Source organism: Paraburkholderia sabiae (assembly GCF_030412785.1).
Lineage (GTDB): Bacteria > Pseudomonadota > Gammaproteobacteria > Burkholderiales > Burkholderiaceae > Paraburkholderia > Paraburkholderia sabiae.
The window spans coordinates 756,233-779,188 of sequence record NZ_CP125296.1; the positions used below are offsets into that span (position 1 = coordinate 756,233).

At 62.9% G+C, this 22,956-nt stretch carries 21 protein-coding genes; 16 read left to right on the forward strand and 5 right to left on the reverse strand.

The genetic code is table 11. The annotated features are described in order from the left end of the window. Positions 1 to 72 precede the first annotated feature (72 nt). From QEN71_RS33115 to QEN71_RS33125, 3 genes are all read left to right on the forward strand, one after another. Complete coding sequence (locus tag QEN71_RS33115) at positions 73 to 324, forward strand: hypothetical protein (protein ID WP_201647360.1); 252 nt, start codon at positions 73 to 75, stop codon at positions 322 to 324. 136 nt (positions 325 to 460) lie between these two features. Next, positions 461 to 970, forward strand: coding sequence for a DUF1269 domain-containing protein (locus QEN71_RS33120; RefSeq protein ID WP_201647361.1), 510 nt, complete (start codon positions 461 to 463; stop codon positions 968 to 970). Positions 971 to 1,203: 233 nt separating this feature from the next. After that, a complete protein-coding gene (locus tag QEN71_RS33125) occupies positions 1,204 to 2,151 on the forward strand; it encodes a DMT family transporter (RefSeq protein WP_201647362.1) in 948 nt (315 codons plus the stop codon). On the opposite strand, the gene QEN71_RS33130 is transcribed toward QEN71_RS33125, so the two are convergent. Both QEN71_RS33130 and QEN71_RS33135 read right to left on the reverse strand, forming a co-directional pair. Continuing rightward, positions 2,148 to 2,963 (reverse strand): metallophosphoesterase family protein, encoded by an 816-nt coding sequence (locus QEN71_RS33130; protein ID WP_201647363.1) that lies wholly within the window; start codon positions 2,961 to 2,963, stop codon positions 2,148 to 2,150. The two genes, QEN71_RS33125 and QEN71_RS33130, sit on opposite strands and share 4 nt — an antisense overlap. Positions 2,964 to 2,988: 25 nt before the next feature. Beyond that, complete coding sequence (locus QEN71_RS33135; RefSeq protein WP_233471634.1) at positions 2,989 to 5,409, reverse strand: penicillin acylase family protein; 2,421 nt, start codon at positions 5,407 to 5,409, stop codon at positions 2,989 to 2,991. Between the two features lie 193 nt (positions 5,410 to 5,602). Here QEN71_RS33135 and QEN71_RS33140 point away from each other — a divergent pair, with 193 nt between their 5' ends. The 6 genes from QEN71_RS33140 (at position 5,603) to QEN71_RS33165 (ending at position 12,532) form a co-directional block, all read left to right on the forward strand. After that, complete coding sequence (locus tag QEN71_RS33140) at positions 5,603 to 6,721, forward strand: nucleoside hydrolase (protein ID WP_377789587.1); 1,119 nt, start codon at positions 5,603 to 5,605, stop codon at positions 6,719 to 6,721. Positions 6,722 to 6,879: 158 nt separating this feature from the next. Then, positions 6,880 to 7,893 (forward strand): alcohol dehydrogenase, encoded by a 1,014-nt coding sequence (locus tag QEN71_RS33145; protein ID WP_201647365.1) that lies wholly within the window; start codon positions 6,880 to 6,882, stop codon positions 7,891 to 7,893. A gap of 180 nt (positions 7,894 to 8,073) precedes the next feature. Continuing rightward, on the forward strand, positions 8,074 to 8,823 hold the full coding sequence (locus QEN71_RS33150) for a DUF3348 domain-containing protein (RefSeq protein ID WP_201647366.1): 750 nt from the start codon (positions 8,074 to 8,076) through the stop codon (positions 8,821 to 8,823). A gap of 10 nt (positions 8,824 to 8,833) precedes the next feature. Beyond that, positions 8,834 to 11,269 carry a DUF802 domain-containing protein gene (locus QEN71_RS33155; RefSeq protein WP_201647367.1) on the forward strand — a complete coding sequence of 812 codons (2,436 nt, stop codon included), beginning with the start codon at positions 8,834 to 8,836 and terminating at the stop codon, positions 11,267 to 11,269. Continuing rightward, positions 11,266 to 11,913: an OmpA family protein gene (locus tag QEN71_RS33160; RefSeq protein ID WP_201647368.1), complete on the forward strand. Its 648-nt coding sequence runs from the start codon at positions 11,266 to 11,268 to the stop codon at positions 11,911 to 11,913. The genes QEN71_RS33155 and QEN71_RS33160 overlap by 4 nt, the downstream gene beginning before the upstream one ends. Further along, on the forward strand, positions 11,906 to 12,532 hold the full coding sequence (locus QEN71_RS33165) for a DUF2894 domain-containing protein (RefSeq protein WP_201647369.1): 627 nt from the start codon (positions 11,906 to 11,908) through the stop codon (positions 12,530 to 12,532). Before QEN71_RS33160 ends, QEN71_RS33165 begins: the two co-directional genes overlap by 8 nt. Positions 12,533 to 12,535: 3 nt before the next feature. On the opposite strand, the gene fusA is transcribed toward QEN71_RS33165, so the two are convergent. Continuing rightward, positions 12,536 to 14,581 (reverse strand): elongation factor G, encoded by a 2,046-nt coding sequence (gene fusA / locus QEN71_RS33170; protein WP_201647370.1) that lies wholly within the window; start codon positions 14,579 to 14,581, stop codon positions 12,536 to 12,538. A 186-nt stretch (positions 14,582 to 14,767) separates the two neighbouring features. Between fusA and QEN71_RS33175 the strand changes: the two genes are divergently transcribed. The 5 genes from QEN71_RS33175 (at position 14,768) to QEN71_RS33195 (ending at position 18,898) form a co-directional block, all read left to right on the forward strand. Further along, positions 14,768 to 15,421, forward strand: coding sequence for a DsbA family oxidoreductase (locus QEN71_RS33175; protein WP_201647371.1), 654 nt, complete (start codon positions 14,768 to 14,770; stop codon positions 15,419 to 15,421). A gap of 152 nt (positions 15,422 to 15,573) precedes the next feature. After that, complete coding sequence (locus QEN71_RS33180; RefSeq protein WP_201647372.1) at positions 15,574 to 16,167, forward strand: cytochrome b/b6 domain-containing protein; 594 nt, start codon at positions 15,574 to 15,576, stop codon at positions 16,165 to 16,167. Between the two features lie 3 nt (positions 16,168 to 16,170). Continuing rightward, complete coding sequence (locus QEN71_RS33185; protein ID WP_201647373.1) at positions 16,171 to 16,962, forward strand: molybdopterin-dependent oxidoreductase; 792 nt, start codon at positions 16,171 to 16,173, stop codon at positions 16,960 to 16,962. 54 nt (positions 16,963 to 17,016) lie between these two features. Further along, positions 17,017 to 17,634 (forward strand): hypothetical protein, encoded by a 618-nt coding sequence (locus tag QEN71_RS33190; RefSeq protein ID WP_201647374.1) that lies wholly within the window; start codon positions 17,017 to 17,019, stop codon positions 17,632 to 17,634. A gap of 115 nt (positions 17,635 to 17,749) precedes the next feature. After that, complete coding sequence (locus tag QEN71_RS33195) at positions 17,750 to 18,898, forward strand: acyltransferase family protein (protein ID WP_201647375.1); 1,149 nt, start codon at positions 17,750 to 17,752, stop codon at positions 18,896 to 18,898. Here the strand turns inward: QEN71_RS33195 and QEN71_RS33200 are convergent, their stop codons facing one another. Further along, the gene (locus QEN71_RS33200) at positions 18,899 to 20,821 is read right to left on the reverse strand and encodes an SMP-30/gluconolactonase/LRE family protein (RefSeq protein ID WP_201647376.1); all 1,923 of its coding nucleotides are present in this window, start codon (positions 20,819 to 20,821) and stop codon (positions 18,899 to 18,901) included. It lies immediately after the preceding gene. Between the two features lie 290 nt (positions 20,822 to 21,111). Here QEN71_RS33200 and QEN71_RS33205 point away from each other — a divergent pair, with 290 nt between their 5' ends. Both QEN71_RS33205 and QEN71_RS33210 read left to right on the forward strand, forming a co-directional pair. Further along, a complete protein-coding gene (locus QEN71_RS33205; protein ID WP_201647377.1) occupies positions 21,112 to 21,276 on the forward strand; it encodes an FmdB family zinc ribbon protein in 165 nt (54 codons plus the stop codon). 89 nt (positions 21,277 to 21,365) lie between these two features. Beyond that, entirely contained in the window at positions 21,366 to 21,620 is a 255-nt protein-coding gene (locus QEN71_RS33210) for a hypothetical protein (RefSeq protein WP_201647378.1), read from the forward strand. Here QEN71_RS33210 and QEN71_RS33215 read toward each other — a convergent pair. Continuing rightward, positions 21,617 to 22,936 (reverse strand): MFS transporter, encoded by a 1,320-nt coding sequence (locus QEN71_RS33215; RefSeq protein WP_377789801.1) that lies wholly within the window; start codon positions 22,934 to 22,936, stop codon positions 21,617 to 21,619. The genes QEN71_RS33210 and QEN71_RS33215 overlap by 4 nt on opposite strands. Positions 22,937 to 22,956 lie beyond the last annotated feature (20 nt).

Genomic DNA, 22,956 nt, shown 5'->3' on the forward strand with positions numbered 1-22,956 from the left:
GCGATACAAAGTCGGCATGATGCTTACCGGTTGACGGCTGTTCGCAGCCGTTCGGTGTGGGAAAATCGGGGCATGAAAACGTCCAGACTTTCACTCATCGTGGCCGTGCTGGCGCTCGCCAGCCCGCTTGCCCACGCGAGCCTCGCAAGCGGCGCGCATCAGTTCAAGACCGACGCCAAGGCGGCGGGCAAAGATACCGGGCACGCCGTTCGCAACGCCGTGCATGCGGTCGGACATGGCGCGAAGTCGGCGGGCCATGCCGTGGCCGACGCAACGAAACACGGTTATCACGCGACCAAAAAGTTCGTGACGGGACACGGCTAGCGCCTTCTTTGCTGCGTTGCTCCATTGCTGCAATCAGCCGGGAGCACGCTGCAAGCGCAAGCCGCTGAAGCCGTTCAGGCGTACGATCAAAGGCATCGCCCCGTTGCGGACACCCGCCATCTGACGGAGAGCCGATATGAGACGCCTTTATTTCCTCGCCCCCGACACATCCACGGCCAAAGCGATCGTCGACGATCTGCTGCGCGCGCGTATCACATGGCGGCACATCCACGTGCTCGCCAATCACAGCGTCACACTCGAAGCCCTGCCGCAAGCCTCTTTGCTGCAAAGCAGCGACGTCGTGCACGCACTGGAACGCGGCGTGGCGCTCGGCGGCGCGACGGGCGCGCTGCTCGGCCTTGTCGCGCTGGCATTCCCGCCTGCGGAACTGGCGATTGCAGGCGGCGCCGTCGTCATGCTGGCGCTGGCAGGCGCGGGTTTCGGTGCATGGACGGCAACGATGATCGGCGTCAACGAGCCGAACACGCGGCTCGAACGCTTCCGCGAAGCAATACGCGCGGGCCAGCTGCTGATCATGGCGGACGTGCCCGGATCGCGCGAACACGAGATCGAACAACTGATCGCGCAGCATGTGCCACGGGCCGATCTCGAAGGCGCTGAACCGACCACGCCGATCTTCCCCTGAGCTTTCGCCAGGCGCCACAGCTTGCCGCTCAGGTCCGCCGTAAGGCATTCGACAACGAAGTCCAAATCGTCGAAAATCGGAAGCCCTGCGCGCGGGTGATTCGTTCGCAACGGCACCGCCGTGCCGTCGACGAAGCATTGAAATTCCACCCGCCGCGCAATTTCCACTCATGCGAAAGAGGCCCCGCCAGTCCGGGCGCGCGCTTTCGCGCAAAGACCTGCTGGCGAATATCGATGAGAAAGACTCTGGACGGCCTGGCCGTGTCAAGCATGGTGTTGCTGTGCCTGATCTGGGGGCTGCAACAGCCTGCGATGAAATCGATTGCGGCCGACGTCGCGCCGCTGCTTCAGGTATCGCTGCGCTCCGGCGTCGCCGCCGTGCTGGTCTGGGTGTTCGGCCGGCTGATCGTGCGCGACAAGTGGCTCAAGGGCGTCGCGCTGATGCCGGGAGCGATAGTCGGCGTGCTGTTTGCCGCCGAGTTTCTGTTCGTCGCCGAAGGGCTGCGCTGGACCACGGCGTCGCATATGGCCGTGTTCCTGTACACGGCGCCGATGTTCGCCGCCGTCGGCCTGCAACTGGCGCTGCCTTCCGAACGCATGACGCGGGCGCAATGGGCGGGGATCGCGGTTTCGTTCGTGGGCATCGTGGTCACGTTCACGGGTCCGGGCGCAGGCGCAAGCGCAGGGCCGTCGGCGCCCAACTGGATGCTGGGCGACCTGCTCGGCATCTGCGCAGGCGCTGCGTGGGGCCTGACGACGGTCGCCGTGCGCGCGACGCGTCTGAGCGAAGCGCCCGCCACGCAGACGCTGTTCTATCAGCTGGTGTGGGCCTTCGTCGTATTGCTGCCGTTCGCGCTGTTGTCGGGGCAATACGCGTTTCATGGCACGACGCTCGTATGGGCGAGCCTGGGGTTTCAGGCGGTCGTCGTGTGCTTCTTCAGCTATGTCGCGTGGTTCTATCTGCTGCGCGTGTATCTCGCGTCGCGGCTCGGCGTGCTGTCGTTCATGGCGCCGCTGTTCGGTGTCGTGCTGGGCGCGCTGCTGCTGCATGAACGGCTCGATCCGACGTTTCTCGCGGGCGCGGCGCTCGTACTGGCCGGCATGTTCGTCGTCAATGGGCGCGAGTGGCTGAAATACGTGTTTGCGCGGCAACGGCGCGATGGCAAGGTCGGGTCGGCTTAACGGCTGGTCGCCAGATCGAGTTCGTGCTGCGCAACGGGCACGAACGTCTTGCTGGCGTCTTCATAGTCGTAGCGCGCGACGACGGCTTGGCGCGTGCCCGTTTCGGCCGCGTCATAACGGATCAGATTGACGGAGTTGGGCACCTGTCCGCGCACGCGCGTCGATAAGGCCGTGCCCGCCTGCACCGCCCACACGGGCCGCGCGATCTCCATGCGTTCCGCGAGCGGCTGCACATACGGCAGATGGATATGTCCGCCGACGATCAGATCGACGCCCGCCTGCGCCCATCTGCGGACTGCCGGCTCGCGTCGATACAGCAGGTGACGCGCATCGTCGGCGGTTGCCGACGCCACCGGATGATGCGCGACCACAACGCGCAACTGCAACGGCGTCGCGCGTTCCAGCCGCTGCGCGACGCGCTCGATCTGCTCCATCGACACTTCGCCTTCCGTATGACGCGACCGCCGCGCGGAGTTCACACCGATCACGAGCAGTTCGCGCGATTCGAACTGCGGTTCGAGATTCGTCCCAAACACACGTCGATGGTTCGCAAACGGACACAGCACGCGTGTGAACATATTGAAGAGCGGCAGGTCGTGATTGCCCGGTATCACGAGCGAAGGCATTGCCCCGAGTCGATCGACGAACGCGCGCGCCGCCGCAAACTGGCTGCGCCGCGCGCGCTGCGTGATATCGCCGGACAGCACGGCGAGATCCGGCTGCGTGCGCGCGGCAAGCTGCAGCAGCGCTTCGACAACCTCGTGCCGCTCGGTGCCGAAGTGCGGATCGGAGATCTGGAGCAGCAGCGTCATGAGCGGATTCGGCGGACCTCGGCGTTCATCGCGTCGACGCACCCGGCACGAGATGGATGCGCGTTTCCGTTGCCTGCTCGACGGCGGCGCGCGTGTAGAGCAGCGGGAAATACTCGCCGTTCAGCCACATCTGCGCGAGATCGCGATAGTGCGGATTGTCGGGATCGCCGGATTCGCCGGGCAGATTGACGGCACGCGAGTTGTCCCAGTTGCCGACATCGACGATCACGCGAAACGACGGCCCGTTGGTCTCGCGGAAGTCGCTCGCGCGATACGTCGACTGGTTCGGCGTGTACGCGCTGCCGCCTTTGCCGATGGGACCGACGTCGAGCTTCGCGCGCATGTCGTCGTCGACGAGATCGGCGAACGGATGCGCATTGAGGTTCGTCTGCAGCTTGCCCCATTGCCATGCGCTTGCCTCCGCGCCTTGCAGACGCACCATCTCGCGATACGCGTCGCCGAGACTCGACAGCAGCACGGTATCGCGCTTCGTCTGCGCGTTGTCGCCGAAGCGCGCGTCGGGATGTTCGAGCGTGTCGAGCAGCACGGCTGTGTCGGGCGGACCGAACGCATCGGCGGCGGCCTTCGGTAACACTGCCTGCTTGAACGCGCGGCCTAAATGACGCGACAGCCACACTTCTTCGAGCGCTGCTTGCGCGGAATCGGCCCGCATGTGCGCGTCCCAGCCCTTGAGCAGCGCGAGCGCGGCGCGCGTGTCGGCGTCGTCGCTCGACAACGGCGCGAGCAACGCGACGAGCCGCCGCGCGGGAATCGATACGTCGTCGTTCTGCAGACGCTCGCTGTCTTCGATCGACACTTTCTGCAAGCCCTTCAGCACTTCGTCGATGCGTTGATGGCGCGACCCGTTGGTCCATTCGAAACCGAGCTTGCGCTCCTTGTACGGATAGCCCGCAGGCAGATTCATTTCGTTCGACGTGGTGAAGTAGCCGTCTTTCGGATTGAACGCGGAGGGCATGTCGTCGCGCGGCCAGAAGCCCGCCCATTCGTAGCGCCCGTCGCCTGGCACGGGCATCAGGCCGTCCCAGTTCGGACGCTTCGGCGCGAGTCCGCTCGGCACCCAGCCGATGTCGCCATGTGTGTCCGCGTACACCTGATTGACGGTCGGCGCGCCCCATGTCGACAGATCCTGCTTGAACTGCGCGTAGTTTTTCGCGCGCATGTAGCGCATGGAATCGAAGTACGGCGACATGCCGGGTTCGAGCCATGCGGTGCGCACGGCAAACGCTCGATGCTTTTCGTTGTCGGTATAGATCACGGGACCATGCCGCGTGAATGCGAGTTCCGCGGTGACGGGCTGGCCGCCGCGCACGGCGATCTGTTCGCGCACGATACGCATCGGTTCCCAGCGTCCCTTGTAGCGATACTCGTGTGCATTCGCGGGATTCAGTTCATAGACGTAGAGATCTTCCTGATCGATGTTGAAGATCGTGAGACCGAACGCGATCGCGCCGTTATGTCCGATCGACACGCCCGGCGCAGAAGGTTCGCCGCCGCCGATCAGATCGAGTGTCGGCGCGCTGACCTGCTGGATGTAGCGCAGGCTCGGCGCAGCATATGCGCGATGCGGATCGTTGGCCATGATCGCGCGGCCCGTCGCCGATTTGTCCGGAGAGATCACCCAGTTGTTGCTGCCTTCCGTGACCTCTTCGGGATTGTCGGCGGCGGCGATCACGGTGGTCGATGCATCGGCGCTCTTGAGCGAATCGCGCGTTACGCGCACGTTCTGCGTGGCGAGCGTGAAGACCTTGAGCACGTCGTCGGGCAGACACGGATCGAGTCCTTCCGGCATGTGCGTTTGCCACGGCGGCTGCAAGCCGAAGCGCACCGAATCGGCGTCGAGATTGCTCTTGCACGCGACTTTCGCGCGCGCCACTTCGCTCGTCAGATTGCGCGTGAGTCCGTGACTGCGGATACGCACGACATCTTCAGCGGACCACTTCGCGGGCCAGTAGCCGACCTTGCGAAACTCGTACGGCAAGCGGTCGGGATGCGCGGCGAGCCAGTCGATATACGCATTCACGCCCGCAGCAAAACGCGTCGCCACCGGCTTCGCGTCGGGCCCGTAACGTTTCCATTCCGCGGCCATGTCGCCGCGATACACGAAGAGCCGCGTCGCCTTGTCCTGCTCGACGTACGCGGGACCGAACACTTCCGCGAGTTCGCCGAGACCGCGACGCCGCCACAAGTCGATCTGGAACATGCGGTCGCGCGCCGCGTTGAAGCCTTGCACGAAGAACGCGTCGTGCTCGTTCTCCGCGAAGATATGCGGCACGCCCCATTTGTCGATGAGGATATCCGTGGGGCGCGACAGCCCCTCGACGGTGATCGTTTCGTCGGGCGCGCGCTCCGCGCAGGCCGGTTGAACGGACAATGCGCCTAGCGCCGCACATGCAAATATGACCGCGAGAGAGTGTCTGGGCTGCACTTGTTTCCTCCTTATGGTTGCAACGCGATGTCTCCGTGAGGTATCGACTGTACCGGACGATGTTGCGTTCGCGCTGTGCTGCTTTGCATGTTTGCGTGCGCGATGTGCGTAGCGCATGCAGCGCGCATGGACATTGCCGTGAACGTGTTGGCTTTGCCACTATGATTGGCCTTCTGCCTGAAGGGAGACGTTCTTGAAGCGACTTTTCGTAGCGATGTCATGCGCGGTCGCGCTGTCGGGCTGTGTCACGGGCGGCGTCAAAAGCACTGTGCCGAAGGTGATCATCGACAGCGACTACAACACGCTGGGCGACGACGGCCAGCTCGGCGCGATGGCCGCGCAATTGCAGGCGCAAGGCAAGCTCGACGTGCTCGGCATCACGGTCGTGTCGGGCAATCAGTGGCTGAAGCAGGGCGTCGCCGATGCGTTGAAGTCGATGGAGCGGCTGGGCGTCGGCGACCGGATCGGCGTCTATGCCGGCGCGAATTACGCGCTGTCGCATCCGTACGCGGAAATCCAGCGCGAACTCGCGCAGTTTCCCAGTGGCGACGGTTATCTCGGCGCATGGAGCAAGCCGGAGCCGACTTCGGATGCGCAACTCGTCGCGCCACCCGACGGCTTCGCGACGCACACGAAGTTGCAGAACAAAAGCGCGGTGGAGTTCATCGTCGATACGGTGAAGGCGAACCCGCACGAGGTCACGATACTCGCGATCGGCCCGCTCACGAATATCGCGCTCGCGGCGCGACAGCATCCCGAGATCGTGCCGTTGATCGGGCAGATCATCTACATGGGCGGTGCGTTCGATGTGCCGGGCAACACCACGGCCACGGCCGAATTCAACTGGTGGTTCGATCCGCAGGCGGCGCGCGAAGTGCTGCGTCTGCCGGTCAGACAAACGGTGATTCCTCTCGACGTGACCGACACCGTGAAGATGGACAAGCGCATCTACGACCGCATCACGCATGATCCCAACAAACAGACCGTCATCACGCGATTGTTCAAACAGTTGAACGGTTATGGCTTCGACGGCAAGAACGGCTTCGAAACCACTCCGGACTACACGACCGATATCTGGGACACGCTGACCATCGCGTATCTGATGGATCCGAGCTTCGCGACGCAAACGGAAGAGCGCTGGGTCGACGTCGATGCGAGCTTCGGCGCGAACGACGGCAAAGCGACGGCTTACGCGAGTGCGCCGCCTGGAGGTCTGCAAAAGATGACGGTCGTGAAGCGTTTCGACAACGCGCGCTTCTTCGATTTCTACGTCGATCTGCTGACGCGGCCCGTGCCTGTGAAACTGCCGTGACATCTCTCCGTCACGCGCAGTGCATGGATAAAGCGGGAGCGACCGTTCAATTGCGCGTGCATCGATCAGCACCTAGTATCCATTTCGGACCAGCGGACAAGGTTATGTCGCGTATCCCGACACGCTGGAAGGACTGTTCTTCGACTGGAGCAAATTCGATGCGCAAGATGAGAGCGGTACAGGTCGGCGCCGCGGGCGGGGCGCTTGAACTCGTGGAGCGCGAGGTGCCGGCGCCGGGCGCCGGTCAGGTGCTGATCAAGGTGCAGGCGTGCGGCATCTGTCACAGCGACTCGCTGACGAAAGAGGGCCAGTGGCCGGGTCTGCAATTTCCGCGCGTGCCCGGACACGAAGTGGCGGGCGTGATCGACACCGTGGGCGCGGGCGTCGAAGGCTGGAAAGCGGGCGATCGCGTGGGTGTCGGCTGGCATGGCGGACATTGCGGGCATTGCGCGGCCTGCCGGCGCGGCCATTTCGTCGTCTGCGAAAAGGCGCAGGTGCCGGGCATCAGCTATGACGGCGGCTACGCCGACTACCTCGTCGCGCCCATCGAAGCCGTCGCGCGCATGCCCGACGATCTCAAGGATGTCGACGCCGCGCCGCTGCTTTGCGCGGGCATCACGACGTTCAACGCGCTGCGCAACAGCGGCGCGCGGGCGGGCGATCTGGTCGCCGTGCTCGGTATCGGCGGGCTGGGGCATCTGGGCGTGCAGTTCGCGCGCCGGATGGGCTTCAACACGGTCGCGATCGCGCGCGGCGAGGACAAGGCGCCGCTCGCGAAACAGCTCGGTGCGCATCATTACATCGACAGCCGCAAGCAGGACGTGGCCGAAGCACTGAAGGCGCTGGGCGGCGCGAAGGTGATCCTCGCGACGGTGACGAGCGGCGACGCGATGACGGCGACGCTCGGCGGTCTCGGGCTCGACGGCAAGCTGATCATCCTCGGCGTCGCGGACAAGCCGATCGAGGTGCCGCCCGTCCAGTTCATCATGGGCCGCAACGCGGTGCAGGGCTGGCCGTCGGGTTCGTCGGCGGATTCGGAGGACACGCTCGCGTTCAGCGCGCTCGCCGACGTCAAGCCGATGATCGAGACCTATCCGCTCGAACGCGCCGCCGAAGCGTACGACCGCATGATGAGCGGCGCCGCGCGATTCCGCGTCGTGCTGACGATGTAACGCCTTCGGGAAGGCCGCCGTCGCGCGCACGCGGACGGCGGCCAAAAAGGCTTCTTTTCCCTTGATTTCCGGGCTTTGCAGCGTCCGCGGCGGGTCCGCTGACGCCCATCGACATCTTCCCCAGGCGGTTCGACGCTCCGCAACGTGTAAACTGCTGCCTTTTTCAAGATTTGTGGTGGTATGGTTCAAGCCCCTCAGCGCACTGCGGTCAGCGGCCCGACGCTCGTTCGCCTGCTCGCGCGCCTGACGGCCGCCGATGTGCCCGCCTCCAGCCAGTCGCTGTCCGACCAGTTGAGCCAGTGGCTCGGCTGGACGGACGCCATCGCGCTGTCGACGGCGCTCAACGGCACGCCGCCCGCCGTGGCCGCCAATGCGCGCGGCGCACGCGGCGCGGGCACGGTCGAGCAGGAGTGCACGAGCGTGCGTGCTTCGCTGGCCGACGCCATCGCGGGCGACAGCATGTTGAGCACGCGCCGGCGGCGCGGCTCGGCGCACGCGCAGACTGCGTCGGCGGAAACCGAGGCCACTTACGCGGATTTCCGCCAGTGCTACCTCGCGCTTCAGCAGTCGATGGAAACGCGCATCGGCACGTTGCGCGGCCGTCTGCGTAGCCAGCTGGCGACAAGGACGTCCGAGATGACGCGCCTCGCGGTCGTCGACGCGATCATGGAGCGCTCGCTGGGCGCGCGCGAGCGCAGTCTGTTCGGCACGGTGCCGGGCCTGCTCGGCGGTCATTTCGAGCGCTTGCGCAAGGCCGATCAGGCGTCCGAGGCCTCCGCCGATGGCGAGGCTCCGGCGGATTCCGCCGCCGCGCGGCCCGGCGCGTGGCTCGACGCGTTCCGCAAGGACATGCAAAGCGTGTTGCTTGCCGAACTCGACATTCGTTTTCAACCGGTCGAAGGGCTGCTCGCCGCCCTTCGCATCAGCTAACTGGGACGACATGTCCAGATATCGCATTGATTTTGTTGTTGTTTTTCTCGTAGGTCTGGTTGCTGTCGGTTGGGTCGGCGCAGGCTATCTTCTGTCGAACCCGCTGGCGCTCGTCGTCACGCTGCTGGTCGGCGCCTGCTACGTGGCGGGCGCGCTGGAGTTGCAGCGCTATCAGCAGGCCACGGCGACGCTGACGCAGGCGGTCGCGGAGCTTACCGAAGCGCCGGCGCGGCTCGGCGCGTGGCTCGAACGGGTGGATGCCGGTTTGCGCACGCCGGTGCGCTTGCGCATCGAAGGCGAGCGCGTCGCGCTGCCGGGGCCGGCGCTCACGCCGTATCTGGTCGGTCTGCTGGTGCTGCTCGGCATGCTCGGCACGCTGCTCGGCATGGTGACGACGCTGCGCGGCACGGGCCTCGCGCTCGACAGCGCGACCGATCTCCAGGCGATCCGCGCGTCGCTCGCTGCGCCCGTCAAGGGGCTGGGCTTCGCGTTCGGCACCTCGATTGCGGGCGTGGCGACGTCGGCGATGCTCGGACTGCTGTCCGCGCTGTGCCGCCGCGAGCGCGCGCTGGCCGCGCATCTGCTCGACACGAAGATCGCGACCACGCTGCGTGCGTTCTCGCAGAGCCAGAAGCGCGACGAGACGTTCAAGCTGCTGCAGCGCCAGGCCGACATGATGCCCGCGCTGGTCGACCGTCTTCAGTTGATGATGACGGCCATCGAGCAGCAGAGCGTCGCATTGAACGAACGCCTGATCTCGAATCAGCACGCGTTCCACGGCAGGACGGAAGCGGCGTATGCGCGGCTGGTGTCGTCGGTGACGCAGTCGTTGAAGGAGAGCGCGGCGGAAAGCGCGCGCGCGGCGAGCGCGGCGTTGCAGCCGGTGATGGAAGCGTCGATGTCCGGCCACGCGCAAGAAATGGCGTCGCTGCGCGCGACCGTCGAACAGGCGGTGCAACGTCAACTCGATGGACTGTCGACGGGCTTCGAAGCGAGCACGACGACCGTCGCCGATCTTTGGAACAAGGCGCTGCAAGGCCAGCAGAACGCGAGCGAGTCGATGGTCGCGGATCTGCGCGCGTCGCTGGAAGGTTTTAGCCAGAGTTTCGAACAGCGTTCGACGACATTGCTGGACGGCGTGTCCGCGCGACTCGATGCGACGGCGGGCCAGGTATCGAGCGCAGCCGAAAGCGCGCGCGCGGCGGGCGCAGCCCTGCAACCGGCGATGGAAGCGACGATGGCGGGCCACGCGCGCGAAATGGCCGCGTTGCGCGAGACCGTCGAACAGGCGGTTCAGCGTCAACTCGACGGTTTGTCGACGGGCTTCGAGGCGACCACGACGACCGTCGCGGAACTGTGGAACAAGGCGCTTCAAGGACATCAGAGCGCGAGCGAATCGCTGGTTCGGGATTTGCGCGCGTCGCTGGAGGGTTTCAGTCAGACGTTCGAACAACGTTCGGGCACTTTGCTGGATGGCGTCTCGTCCCGTCTCGACGCGACGGCGGGCCAGGTGTCGCAAGCATGGACGGACGCGCTGTCGCAGCAGGAGCGCGCCGGCGAAAAGCTCGCGGATCAGAACCGCGTGGCGCTCACGACGGCAGCCGCCGCATTCGAACAGCATTCGGCAGCGCTGTTGCAAGCCGTCGGTCAGTCGCATGCGGGCTTGCAGGCGGAGCTTGCATCGCGCGATGAAGCGCGCCTCGCCGCATGGCGCGCATCGCTCGAAGCACTCGCTGCGACCTTGAGCCAGCAGTGGGAAGAAACGGGCGCGCGCAGCGCGAGCCGCCAGCAGGAAATCTGCGACACGCTCGCGCAAACGGCCCGCGATATTTCGGAGCAAACCCAGGCGCACGCGAGCGGCACGATCGCCGAAATCTCGCGGCTCGTCGAGGCCGCGTCGGAAGCGCCGCGCGTGGCGGCCGAAGTGGTCGCCGAACTGCGCCAGAAGCTCTCCGACAGCATGGTCCGCGACAACGCGATGCTCGACGAGCGCAGCCGTTTGCTGGCCACGCTCGAAACGCTGCTCGACGCGGTAAACCATGCATCGACGGAACAGCGCACGGCTGTCGATGCGCTCGTGTCGACGTCGGCGGGCTTGCTGGAACGTGTCGGCACGCAGTTCACCGACAAGGTCGAGTCCGAAACGCGCAAGCTCGGCGACGTCGCCGCGCAGGTGACGGGCAGCGCGGTCGAAGTGGCGAGCCTCGGCGAAGCGTTCGGCGTGGCCGTGCGTCTGTTCGGCGAATCGAACGACAAGCTGACGGCGCATCTGCAACGCATCGAAGCCGCACTCGACAAGTCGCTGATGCGTAGCGACGAACAACTCGCGTACTACGTCGCGCAGGCGCGCGAAGTGATCGACCTGAGCATGCTGTCGCAGAAGCAGATCGTCGAAGATCTGCAGCAACTGGCGGGCCGACGCGCAGCAGGAGCCGACGCGGCATGAACGAGGACATCGACGGCGGCGTCGAGCCGACGACACCCATCTGGGCCGCGTTCAGCGATCTGATGTCGGTGTTGCTGGGCGCGTTCGTGCTGCTGCTGGTCGCCGTGATCGGCGTGCAGCTGGAACTGTCCGCGCGACTCGACGACGCCGTGAAGCAGCGGCAAATGGAAGCGCAGCGCCGCAAGACACTCGAACAGGCGCTCGCGGGACCGCTCGCGGCGGGGCGTGTGACGCTCGTCAACGGACGCATCGGCATCAGCGGCAACGTGCTGTTTGCGTTGAACTCGGATCAGTTGCAGCCGGAGGGGCGTGAACTGTTGAGGAGTCTTGCAGCGCCGTTGTCCGCGTATCTGCGCTCGCATGATGAAATCCTGATGGTCAGCGGTTTCGCCGACGATCAGCAGGTGCGTGCAGGCAACCGGCGTTTCGCCGATAACTGGGAACTGTCGGCGCAGCGCGCGTTGACCGTGACACGTGCGTTTATCGATTCGGGCATCCCCGCGTCGTCGGTGTTCGCGGCGGCGTTTGGCTCGCAACAGCCCGTCAGTTCGAACGCCGACAGCGAAGGGCGCGCGAAGAACCGTCGCGTGGAGATTGCGGCCGTGCCGAGGCCGGCGTCGGCGGGCAACGCGAATCATGAGTAACGAAGTGAACGCCGCGCAAGCGACGCTCGACGCCTGGCGCGAGCAGGGCGCGGACGCGCACGATCCGCTGCGCTTTCATTTCATCGATGCATTGGCGCGGCGTGCTGCCGGGCATGATGGCGAGGCACGTCGCGTGCTCGACGCGCGGCTGTCGTCGTTGCTCGATGCGTATGCGGCGGATCTTTCAGGCGAAGCGCAAGCGCCTGAGGCAACGCCTTGCAAGCCGTCGCACGGCCCGCTTGCCGGGCTGGTCGACTACATCGCGAATCAGGCGACGGAACTTGGCGTGCGCGCGCCGTCCGGTTCCGCTGTTCACGCCGAATTGCAGGCGCTCGATTACTTCCGCGAAACCTGGTCGAAGGTCAGCGCGGAGAAGCAGTTGCGTCAGTCGTTCGAACAGGTGCCGGGCAATGCCGGTCCGCTCAATTCGAGCAGCCTCGTGCATCGGTCGCTGTCGCTGATGCGCGAACTGTCGCCGGGTTATCTGCAGCAGTTCTTGTCGTACGTCGATGCGTTGTCGTGGATGGAGCAGCTCACCACGGGCGGTGGCGTGCAGCCCGTCAAGGAAGCGCCGCGCGCTGCGAGCGCGAAGAAGGGCGCACGCGGCAAGTCGCGATAGAGGTCAGTCCGCATCGGCCTGCTTCTTGTACTGCGACGCAAGCTTGTCTTGCTGGTTCGGCGGCACGGGATCGTAATGGCTCAGTTCGATGTTGTAATTGCCGTGCCCGCCCGCGATCGCGTTGAGCCGCGATTGATAGTCGGCGAGTTCCGATAGCGGCACTTTCCCCGCGACGACAACAGCATGGCCCGCCAGATTGCGCGTGCCCTGCACCTGCGCGCGCCGCGACGACAGATCGCCGATGATGTCGCCCATCGTCGTCTCAGGCGTCATCACCTCGATGTTGACGATGGGTTCGAGCAGAATCGGCTGCGCCTTCAGCACGGCATCGATGAAGGCCTTGCGGCCCGCCGTGACGAAGGCCACTTCCTTCGAATCGACGGGATGGCTCTTGCCGTCGAACACGGTAATGCGCACGTCCTGCATCGGAAAGCCCGCAAGCGGCCCGTTTTCGATCACCTGCAAAATCCCTTTCTCGACGGCGGGCATGAACTGGCCGGGAATTGCGCCGCCTTTCACGGCATCGACGAATTCGTAGCCCGCGCCGCGCGGCAACGGTTCGACACGCAGCATCACTTCGCCGAACTGTCCCGCGCCACCCGTCTGCTTCTTGTGCCGATGATGTCCTTCCGCCTTGCCGCCGATGGTCTCGCGATACGCGATCTTCGGCGGTCTTGTGATAACGCCGAGCTTGTACTGATCGGTGAGCCGCTCCAGCATGTGCCGCAAATGAAGCTCGCCGAGACCGCGCACAACAGTCTCATTCGTGCCGACGGGATGCTCGATCTTCAGGCATGGATCTTCCGCCGCGAGCTTCTGCAGGATTTCCCATAGACGCTGTTCGTTGCCGCGCCGTTCGGGTTCGATGGCAAGGCCGTAGATCGGCGTCGGAAACGCAAGCGGCGCGAGATGAATGTTGCCGTCTTCGGGCGCGTCGTGCAGCACGGCATCGAATGAGATCTCGTCGACCTTGGCCGTCGCGCAGATATCGCCGGGACCGGCCTGGAGGACCTCTTCGTGATCCTTGCCCTGCAACAGCATCAGATGCGCGACGCGAAAGGGCTGGCGCGCATCGCCGATATACAGCTGACTGTCGCGCCGCACCGTGCCTTGATGAATGCGGAACACGGCCATCTTGCCGATGTACGGATCGATCACGATCTTGAACACATGCGCGAGCACATGCTTGTCGGGATCGGGCTCGGCCTGCACGGTCTCGCGCCGTCCATCGACATCGCGATAGAACAGAGGCGGATTGCCTTCGAGCGGGTTGGGCAGCAGCTTCACGAACACATCGAGCAGTTCCTGAATGCCCGCGCCCGTCGCCGCCGACGCAAAGCACACAGGCACGAGATGACCTTCGCGCAACGCTTTTTCGAAGGGTTCGTGCAACTGTTCCGGCTTGATCGCTTCGCCCTGTTCGAGATACAGCTCCATCAGCTTTGCATCGAGTTCGATCACCTGATCGACGAGCGCGTCATGCGCGGACTCGACCGACATCAGATCCGATTCGCCGGACGGATTGAAGAAGCAGTCGACCACGGCATGCGCGTCCTGCGCGGGCAGATTGATAGGCAGACAGTTCTTGCCGAACGTCTCCTGAATGTCTTCGAGCAGTCGCGACAGATCGACCTTCTCGCCGTCGATATCGTTCACGACGATGATGCGGCACAGCTTGCGCGCCTCGGCCCACGCCATCATGCGGCGCGTCGTCATTTCGATGCCGGTGCGCGCGTTGACCACGATGGCGGCCGTTTCGACGGCGGGCAGTGCGCTGATGGAGAGGCCGGAGAAGTCGGGGTAGCCGGGTGTGTCGGCGAGATAGATGCGGGTGTTCTGGTAGTGCAGGTGGGCGATCGCGGAAGTGAGCGAGTGGTGGTATTTGCGCTCCAGCGGATCGAAGTCGCAGACGGTCGAGCCTCGATCGACGCTGCCTGCCGCGTGGATCGCGCCACCTTCTTTCAGCAGCGCTTCGATGAGCGAGGTCTTGCCGCATCCTGCATGGCCGACCAGCGCGATGGTACGGATGGCTTCGGGTGGATAATCCATGACCGTCCTCATTCTGCGGCAGTGATTGGGCCATTATTGGTGAAAATGGCGCGTCCTGCCAGCCGGCGCGCAGCAAATTGCGAACTCCGGTATGCTGCGGCGCGGTAGAAACGGCCCGCGCACGCATCCGCGCAGGTTCTGATAACGTGGGCCGATCTTCGCGAACATTCATTGGATCGACACACCATGACCCAGCCGCTCAGAATCGATTTTGTCTCCGATATTGCTTGCCCTTGGTGCGCGATCGGTCTTTCGTCGCTACGTCTTGCACTGTCGCGTCTCGGCGATGCAGTCGATGCGCAGATCGTCATGCATCCGTTCGAACTGAATCCGCAGATGGGGCCGGAAGGCGAGAAGATCGTCGATTATCTCGGCAAGAAATATGGCCGCACGCCGGCGCAGATCGAAGAGACGCAAGCGATGATTCGCGAGCGCGGTGCGAGCGTCGGCTTTACGTTCGGTCCGCGCAACTACGTGTACAACACGTTCGATGCGCACAGGCTGCTGCATTGGGCAGGTATCGAAGGCAAGCAGCTGCCGTTGAAGATCGCGTTGCTGCAGGCGTATCACGGCGACGGCAAGGACCCGAGCAATCACGACGTGCTCGTCGACGCTGCGCAATCGGTGGGCCTCGACGCCGTTAAAGCGCGCGCCGTGTTGGACAGCACGGACTATGCCGATGATGTTCGCGCACAAGAGCAGGAGTACCAGTCAATGGGCATCCAGTCGGTGCCGTCGATCGTCTTCAATCAGCGCTATCTGGTGACGGGCGGCCAACCCGCCGAAGCATTCGAGCAAGCCATCCGGCAGATTCTCGATGAGGACAAAGCGAGCGCATAACGGTCTCGTGATCGAAAGTGAACTGCAAGAAAAAAATCTTTTGAGGTGATGGAATAACCGCTAATTGATTGCGTTAGCCCTTGAGTCGCACTGTCGGGTGCGCGAGCCTCGCTCGCGCAGCGCTCAAACAAACGTCATCAAACGGAGCGGTCTTGGGTCACAACACGGTTCAACCGGGGTGGGTGCGCATCACGCACTGGATCAATGCATTCGCAGTCGTACTCATGGTGATGAGCGGCTGGCAGATTTACGATGCATCGCCCATCTTTCCGGTCATTCAGTTTTCTCCTTCGATCACGCTAGGCGGCTGGCTAGGCGGCGCGCTGCAATGGCACTTCGCCGTGATGTGGCTGCTGGTCGCGAACTTCATCGTCTATCTGGCGTGCAACTTTGCGTCGGGTCGCTTTAGGCGCAAGCTGCTGCCACTCAAACCAGAACAGGTTGCAGAGGATCTGTTCGCCGCGTTGCGCGGACGCCTGAAACACGACGATCTCACGCACTACAACGCGCTGCAAAAGCTCGCGTATCTCGTCGTGATCGCCGATATCGTGTTGATCGTGCTGTCGGGACTCGCCGTGTGGAAATCGGTGCAGTTTCCGTTGCTGCGCACGCTGATGGGCGGTTACGACAATGCGCGTATCGTGCACTTCGTTTGCATGAGCGTGCTGGTCGCGTTCTTCGTCGTGCATGTCGTGATGGTGGCGCTGGTGCCGCGTTCGTTGCTGCTGATGATCCGGGGGCGCTGAATCATGACGATCCGCAAGCGCACGCCGCAGCCCGGCTCATTTCTCGCCACGCATGGCGACTCGATCATTCAGGACGCGCAGCGCGAACTCAAGTCGCCCGCGCGGCGTCTGTTCGGTCAACGTTTGCTGACGCTTGGCGGGATTGCATTGCTGTCGGGCTGCGATCTCACCAACGACAAATCCGTGAACACGGCATTGCGCCGCATTTCGTTTTTCAACGACGACGTGCAGGCGCTGCTATTCGATCCGAACAAACTCGCGCCGACGTATCCCGAGTCGATGATCACGCGGCCTTTTCCATTCAACGCGTTCTATGACATCGACGATGTGCCCGAAGTCGACGCCGCTTCTTATCGTTTGCAACTGAGCGGCCTCGCGCATGGCAAGCGCACATGGACGCTGGACGAATTGCGCGCGTTGCCGCAGGAAAACCAGATTACGCGGCATATCTGCATCGAAGGCTGGAGCGCAATCGGTCATTGGGGCGGCGTTCGCTTCTCTGATTTCCTGCGGCGTGCAGGTGCGGATACGAGCGCGAAATATGTATCGCTGCGTTGCGCGGACAACTACTGGACCAGCATCGACATGCCGACTGCGCTGCACGCGCAGACATTGCTGACGCTCACGTATGACGGCGACGTGCTGCCACCCAAATACGGCTTTCCGATGAAGCTGCGCATGCCGACCAAGCTCGGCTACAAGAATCCGAAGCACATCGTTTCCATCGAAATCACGAACCAGTACCCGGGCGGCTATTGGGAGAACCAGGGCTACAACTGGTTCGGCGGTTCGTGACGGCATTGCGTTGTTGAGTCTTCTTAAAACCAAACCAACCAGTTGGGAGCTTCTATGTCTTTCCGCATAAAATTCGGCACGGCTCTGTTGACGGCCACGCTCGCGACAGCCGCATTCGCGCAAACGCCCGCGACGAAGCCGTCGCGCATTCGTGGAGAAATCGTCTCGCTCGACGGCGATACGCTCAAGGTGCATCGCCGCAGCGGCGACACGGTATCGATCGAGGTGAAGCCGGCTGTCACCGTTTCATCCGTGAAGCCGATGCAGTTGTCCGATATCAAGCCGGGCTCGTTCATCGGCACGGCGGCGACCACGGGCACGGACGGCAAGCTGACGGCAACGGAAGTGGTGGTGTTCCCCGAATCGGCGCGTGGCACGGGTGAAGGCCACTATGCGTGGGACCTCGGCCCGAACAGTTCGATGACCAACGCGAATGTGGATACCGTGGTGCAGAGCACGAGCGGTCGCGATCTGAAGCTGTCGTACAAGGGCGGCAGCAACGTCGTGACGGTCCCGCCGAACGTGCCCATCGTGACGATTGCGCCCGCCGCGCATAGCGATCTCACGCCGGGCAAGAAGGTGTTCGTCGTGGCGACGCCTGCCGCATCGCAAGGCGCATTTGTCGCACAGCGCGTGGTCGTCGAAAAGGATGGCGTCGCGCCGCCGATGTAATGCATTGCAGCAAACCGGTTCAAAACCGCTTTAAATAATTTCGCCAATTTTTTTCGATTTTTGTTAGCGGCTGCGGCGATAAGATCGTCGCAGCCGTAATAAAAGGGAAGAAAAAATGGCGATCACTCTGAATGTGCCGGCGTCGTCCGGTTCGGGCAAGTCTCTGAAGATAGACGCCATCCGTTTTCTTGCGGCGTTCTGGGTGTTGATGTACCACTTCAAGCCGCCCCTTTTCAAACAACTCCTGCCGCATCAGCTTTCGTTCTTGGGCGGCGCGCTATGGTCCGGCGCGACGGCGCTATTCGCGGGGCCCGCAGCCGTGATCGTGTTCTTCGTCATTTCCGGCTATTGCATTCACGCCGCATATCACAAGGACGTCGCGCTAAAGCCGGTCAACTACTACGCATCCAGATTTATCCGTATTGGATTGCCGCTGGTTGTGCTGCTATGCGTCGTTCAGCCTTTGCCGACGGGCCAGAATTATCTGGAATCGGTATTGTGGTCGCTTTACTGCGAAATGATCTATTACGCGGTTTATCCGCTTTTGCGGCCGCGCTTTCGGTATATCGGCGAAATGATCGTCGGCTGTGCGTTGCTGGCGGTGGCGATGGTCGCATGTGTGCGGCTCTTCGGACATCCCGTTTGTCATGGCTGCGTTTACGAAACCTATCGTGTTCCGGGCACGGCGTTGCTGTACGCGGCGGGATGGATCTCCGGCTGCCTGATCGCGGAGACGCAGCGTAATACCGCGCAATTCCAGATTCGTGGCGCATACTCGCCGCTCACCGTAGCGCTCAAGCGTGCGCTGAATGCGAGTACGCGGGTGCTCGCGAAACATCTGATCGTGTTGAGAGTGGTCGTCGTTGCTGCGGGCGCTGCCGTGATGATTCTGCTATCCGATTCCAGTCTCAAGCCGGCCATGCTGCCGCTGATCACGCCCGATATCACGTTGCCCGTCTTCCAGATCCTCGCCGTGGTGTGGATCGCGACGGAAACGGCGACGCCTTCCCGATCCCGCGTGTGGTCGACGCTCGCTGCGTGCGGCGCATGGTCGTATAGCCTCTATCTGTGTCACAAGACGGCGCTCGCGCTGCTCGAAGTCACATCGTTCGATGAAAGCTGGCGCTTTGCGTGGTTCGTCGAAGTCGCATTGGCATTCGCGATCAGCTATGCGTTTTATCGCGTGATCGAAAAGCCGTCGCATGTGATCTCGCAGCGGCTGCGCAAGTACGCGCCCGATGTGCCGGGCGCGCCCGCCGCGTGATCACGGCGTCCAGCGATACACGATCACGCTCGATCCGTTGTAGTTGTCTTTGGTGACGACGTATTCGCCCGTCGATCGCAGGAACGCTCTGAGTCCATACATCGAGTCGACGTCATTGCCGACGTCCACGTTGCCGGGATTCGAATTGGTGAATGTGGTGTCGAGTCGACCTGTAGTGAGATTGAACGCGTCGATGTTCGGCACCGTATGCACGTAACCGACGAACAGATAATTGCCCGCCGCCGTCATCGACTTCGGATTCGCGCTGGTGAGTGTGATGACAGGATCAGGCCGCGTCATGTTGCCCGCGCTCCAGCCGTGATACACCTCGATCCGCGTGTTCATCGCCGTCCAGTCCGCACTGCCCGCGATGCCTTGCGCAAGGATCATCGTGTCGCTTTCGGCGAGATAGACGATGCGCGTCAATGGCCTGATGCTCATCGGGATCGGCAACGCGATGCCCGGTCCCCACATCGGCTTGCCGTATCCGTCGAAGCCCGTTAATGGATAGTGATAGATATGATTCGTGCGATCGAGTCCGGCCCACACATCGCCCTTGCTGTCGATACTGAAGCCGCCTGTGATCGGGCGCGTCGTATTGAATGCCGTACCGGGAATCGATCCATCCGGCACGGCGATATAGCCTTTCGACGGTTCGAAGTGGAAGAAATAAAAGATCGCAGGGTTCTGTCCCGACGCGACGAGAATCCGGTTTCCGCCGACGCTGACCAGCTGGCCGAAGTGTTCGTTGCGCTGCGTGTCGTTGACGTTCAGGCGCGGATCGTCGGGATACGAAAAGGGATCGACAGTGTTCGCGACGAAGGTGCCGCCCGCAGTGCCCGAATAGATGTTCGTGCCGCTATAGAACAATGCGCCATTCGTGACGGGGTCGGGTGCTGCGACGGCTTCGAAGTTTAGCGATTGCAGCTTCCATAGCAGGGTTCCGGCGTTGCTGTATGCGTGAATGTCGGTGCCACCGTTGCGGCCGAGATCCCAGCCGCCGCCCCACGGATTGTTGAGCACGTACAGATTGCCCGCCGCGTCCTTGCCAATACCCTCGACGCGTGTAAAGCGCTTGTCGCCCACCTGGCCTTTGATGCCCGTCGTCGTGTCGAGATAGCCGCCCTCAACACCAAACGTGCCGACCAGTTGCGGCGCGCCTGTCACGCTATAGAGCTTGATGTTCATATCGGGCCCTTCATCGCCGACCATCAGCAATCCGCTCGATGCATCGAAATACAACGCGGAAGGGCGCGACGTAGCGGACATCTGGATCATGTTCAGCAACGCGCCCGCAGGACCGTATTCGACGATCACGCCCGCGCTCTTGCGCGCGACCCACACATTGCCCGCGTTATCCAGCGCAAGCGCGCCGGGGTTCGCGACGGCGATGTCCTGCTGCCATGCGCCGTCCGTCGTGAACACGCGCACGCGATTGCCGAAGAAGTCGCTGGCATAGAGCAGCGAGCCTGCCGTCGCGAGACCTGCAATCGGATCGGCGCGGCTCATCGTCGTCCACGTGCTGACGTTGATGACGAGATCGCGCGCACCCGTTGCACGGTTGTAGCGGCCGACGCCGCCCGTGCCGTATTGCGTGCCCGCCTGCATCGCCGCGAAGATCGACGTTGCATTGCCCGTGATCGCGCCGCCCTGGAACTCGCTATGAATGCCGATCGAGCCGATGCTTCGACCGTTCTGATAGATCGCGACGCCGCCTTCGTTTTCGTCCCAGAGCGACGCCGTATAAACGACGCCTTCTGGCGAGACCCACATCGAGCGCGCGGCATTGCCGACATGCGCGGCAAGTGTGCCGTAGGTATTCGCGAGCCAGTCGGTCGTGTATTGCGCATGACAGACGGAAGCGATCATGGTGACGATTGCGCCGAACAGCAGTGCGCGCAGTCGCATTCGTATGTTGAGCATGCCGATGTTCTCCTGACGTCGAGAAAGATGGAGTGCTTTGGATGGACAGCCCCAGAGACGCAGGGATTTTAAGTGCCCATTTATACGAACGGGTGCGGATATACGAACGTGAGTGCAGAAAATGCTGTTTGACGCAGCGCGATGTGAGACAACCATGTGCATTGAATGAACGCGCATGCCGCTCGCATCGTTGTCACGCAATCGACACCATGAAAAAGGCCTTCAATCGATGCATGCCGCACTAGAATGAGTTACTGCTGCATTCAATTCGTCTGCATCGGAGAACCAGCATGCCGACCTATCAGTATCGTTGCGAAAGCTGTGGTGAAAAGTTCGAACACGCGGAGCACGTCGCAGAGCATGCAACGGTGCAACTGAAATGCCCCAAGTGCGGCAGCGAGAAGGTGCAGCACGCACCGGCGCCATTCGTCGCGAAGACGTCGCGCAAGAGTTGACGCGGGACGATGCGCGGTAACTAAACGCTTAGAAATACGCAGGGCGGCGATCCGGCTCGCGTCTGGTCATCCATGCAAAAGAGGTTCCGATGACATGGCTTGTGATTCTGCACGGCGCTTATTGGCGCGACGTATCTCCCGAGGTATTCAGGGAGCACGCGAAGCGTGACGACTGGAGCCAGCTGACATGCGATACCTTCGATGCCAGCGAAGACATGTGCGAAGCGGAACACGACGGCGTGAAAATCCTGATTCCGCGTAGCACGGTGATTACGGCCGTGAATATGCAGGATCGCGAGCGGGCGTTGGGTTTTGCATTGCCCGCTCACGATAGTCACAACTAACGCTTGTCGGCTAAAGGCAGCGACGCATCGAGCGCATCGCGATCCGCGCGCGCGTGACCGGCGCGCCGGCTGTTGAGGAACGGCACTTCGGGCTTCATCGCGAAGCTCAACACGATTCCGCAGATCATCACACCAATCGACAGCATGAACGTCACGTTCCAGTTGCCGAGCCGATCGACCACGAAACCTGCCACAACAGGACTCACGATGGCCGCGATAAACCCGTTGCCGCTCATGATGCCGCTGGCGGTGCCCGAGCGATCGTAGGCGATGTCCATCGGAATTGCCCACATCGGACCGATGTTCATTTCGTTGAAGAACATCGCGGCGGCGAGAAAGATCAGCGAGTACATGGGGTCGTGCAGCAGTACGACGGGAATCAGCGAAAGACCCGTCAGCGCCATGCAGCACGCAACCAGATAGCTGCGCGCGAGCCTGACATTGCCCGACTTGCGCATCAGTTTGTCGCTGACGAGGCCGCCTGCCAGATCGCCCACCACGCCCGCGATGAACACGCCCGATGTGAACACGACAGCCTTCTTGATGTTCAGATGGAAGCTGTGCATGAAGTACAGCGGCATCCAGTCGAGCATCAGCCAGAGAATCCAGTTGTAGCAGAAGTAGACGGCCGATACGGGCGCCATGCGCTTGTAGAGGCGCATCCATGTGCCGGGTTCATCGGCGGGACGCACTTTCGGCGGGGGCAATACGGCGAGTTCCGCTTGCGTGATGCGCGCGTGATCGGCGGGCTTTTCGGTGTACGTGAAGTACCACAGCACGAGCCATCCGGCGCTCAGCGCGCCGAGCAGATAGAACGAGAAGCGCCAGTTGAACGCCGTCATCAACGCGAGCACGAGCATCGGCGCAATCGCATTGCCGAGACGCGCGCACGAATGCGTGATGCCTTGCGCCATGCCGCGCTTGTCTTTCGTCACCCACGCGGCCATCGCGCTTGTCGAAGCAGGGAAGGTCGCGCCTTCGCCGAGTCCGAGCAGCAGCCGCGCGGCGATCAGCGAGAAGAAGCCGCCCGCGAAGCCCGTGAGCGCCGTCGCGACGGCCCAGACGGCCGCGCACGCGATCAGCGTGCGGCGCGCGCCGAAGCGGTCGCTGACCCAGCCGCCGATGAACTGAAAGATCACATACGGATACGCGAATGCCGAAAAGATCAGGCCAAGCTGCGTATTCGTGAGTCCGAGTTCGCTCTTGAACTGACCGGCCGCCGTGCTGATGTTGACACGATCGACGTACGTGATGAAGTACATCAGGCACAGCGTCGCGAGCACCATCGTCGTGGCTTTAGGCAGCAATCTGGGCAGCAATCTGGGCAGCAATCGTT

Excerpts from the sequence above, each read along its gene's own strand:
- QEN71_RS33175 (WP_201647371.1), top strand. The coding sequence starts at position 14,768 with ATGACCCAGCCGCTCAGAATCGATTTTGTCTCCGATATTGCTTGCCCT.
- QEN71_RS33205 (WP_201647377.1), top strand. The coding sequence starts at position 21,112 with ATGCCGACCTATCAGTATCGTTGCGAAAGCTGTGGTGAAAAGTTCGAA.
- QEN71_RS33145 (WP_201647365.1), top strand. The coding sequence starts at position 6,880 with ATGCGCAAGATGAGAGCGGTACAGGTCGGCGCCGCGGGCGGGGCGCTT.
- QEN71_RS33200 (WP_201647376.1), bottom strand. The coding sequence starts at position 20,821 with ATGCTCAACATACGAATGCGACTGCGCGCACTGCTGTTCGGCGCAATC.
- QEN71_RS33160 (WP_201647368.1), top strand. The coding sequence starts at position 11,266 with ATGAACGAGGACATCGACGGCGGCGTCGAGCCGACGACACCCATCTGG.
- fusA (WP_201647370.1), bottom strand. The coding sequence starts at position 14,581 with ATGGATTATCCACCCGAAGCCATCCGTACCATCGCGCTGGTCGGCCAT.
- QEN71_RS33190 (WP_201647374.1), top strand. The coding sequence starts at position 17,017 with ATGTCTTTCCGCATAAAATTCGGCACGGCTCTGTTGACGGCCACGCTC.
- QEN71_RS33210 (WP_201647378.1), top strand. The coding sequence starts at position 21,366 with ATGACATGGCTTGTGATTCTGCACGGCGCTTATTGGCGCGACGTATCT.
- QEN71_RS33115 (WP_201647360.1), top strand. The coding sequence starts at position 73 with ATGAAAACGTCCAGACTTTCACTCATCGTGGCCGTGCTGGCGCTCGCC.
- QEN71_RS33125 (WP_201647362.1), top strand. The coding sequence starts at position 1,204 with ATGAGAAAGACTCTGGACGGCCTGGCCGTGTCAAGCATGGTGTTGCTG.
- QEN71_RS33155 (WP_201647367.1), top strand. The coding sequence starts at position 8,834 with ATGTCCAGATATCGCATTGATTTTGTTGTTGTTTTTCTCGTAGGTCTG.
- QEN71_RS33130 (WP_201647363.1), bottom strand. The coding sequence starts at position 2,963 with ATGACGCTGCTGCTCCAGATCTCCGATCCGCACTTCGGCACCGAGCGG.
- QEN71_RS33165 (WP_201647369.1), top strand. The coding sequence starts at position 11,906 with ATGAGTAACGAAGTGAACGCCGCGCAAGCGACGCTCGACGCCTGGCGC.
- QEN71_RS33195 (WP_201647375.1), top strand. The coding sequence starts at position 17,750 with ATGGCGATCACTCTGAATGTGCCGGCGTCGTCCGGTTCGGGCAAGTCT.
- QEN71_RS33185 (WP_201647373.1), top strand. The coding sequence starts at position 16,171 with ATGACGATCCGCAAGCGCACGCCGCAGCCCGGCTCATTTCTCGCCACG.
- QEN71_RS33150 (WP_201647366.1), top strand. The coding sequence starts at position 8,074 with ATGGTTCAAGCCCCTCAGCGCACTGCGGTCAGCGGCCCGACGCTCGTT.
- QEN71_RS33120 (WP_201647361.1), top strand. The coding sequence starts at position 461 with ATGAGACGCCTTTATTTCCTCGCCCCCGACACATCCACGGCCAAAGCG.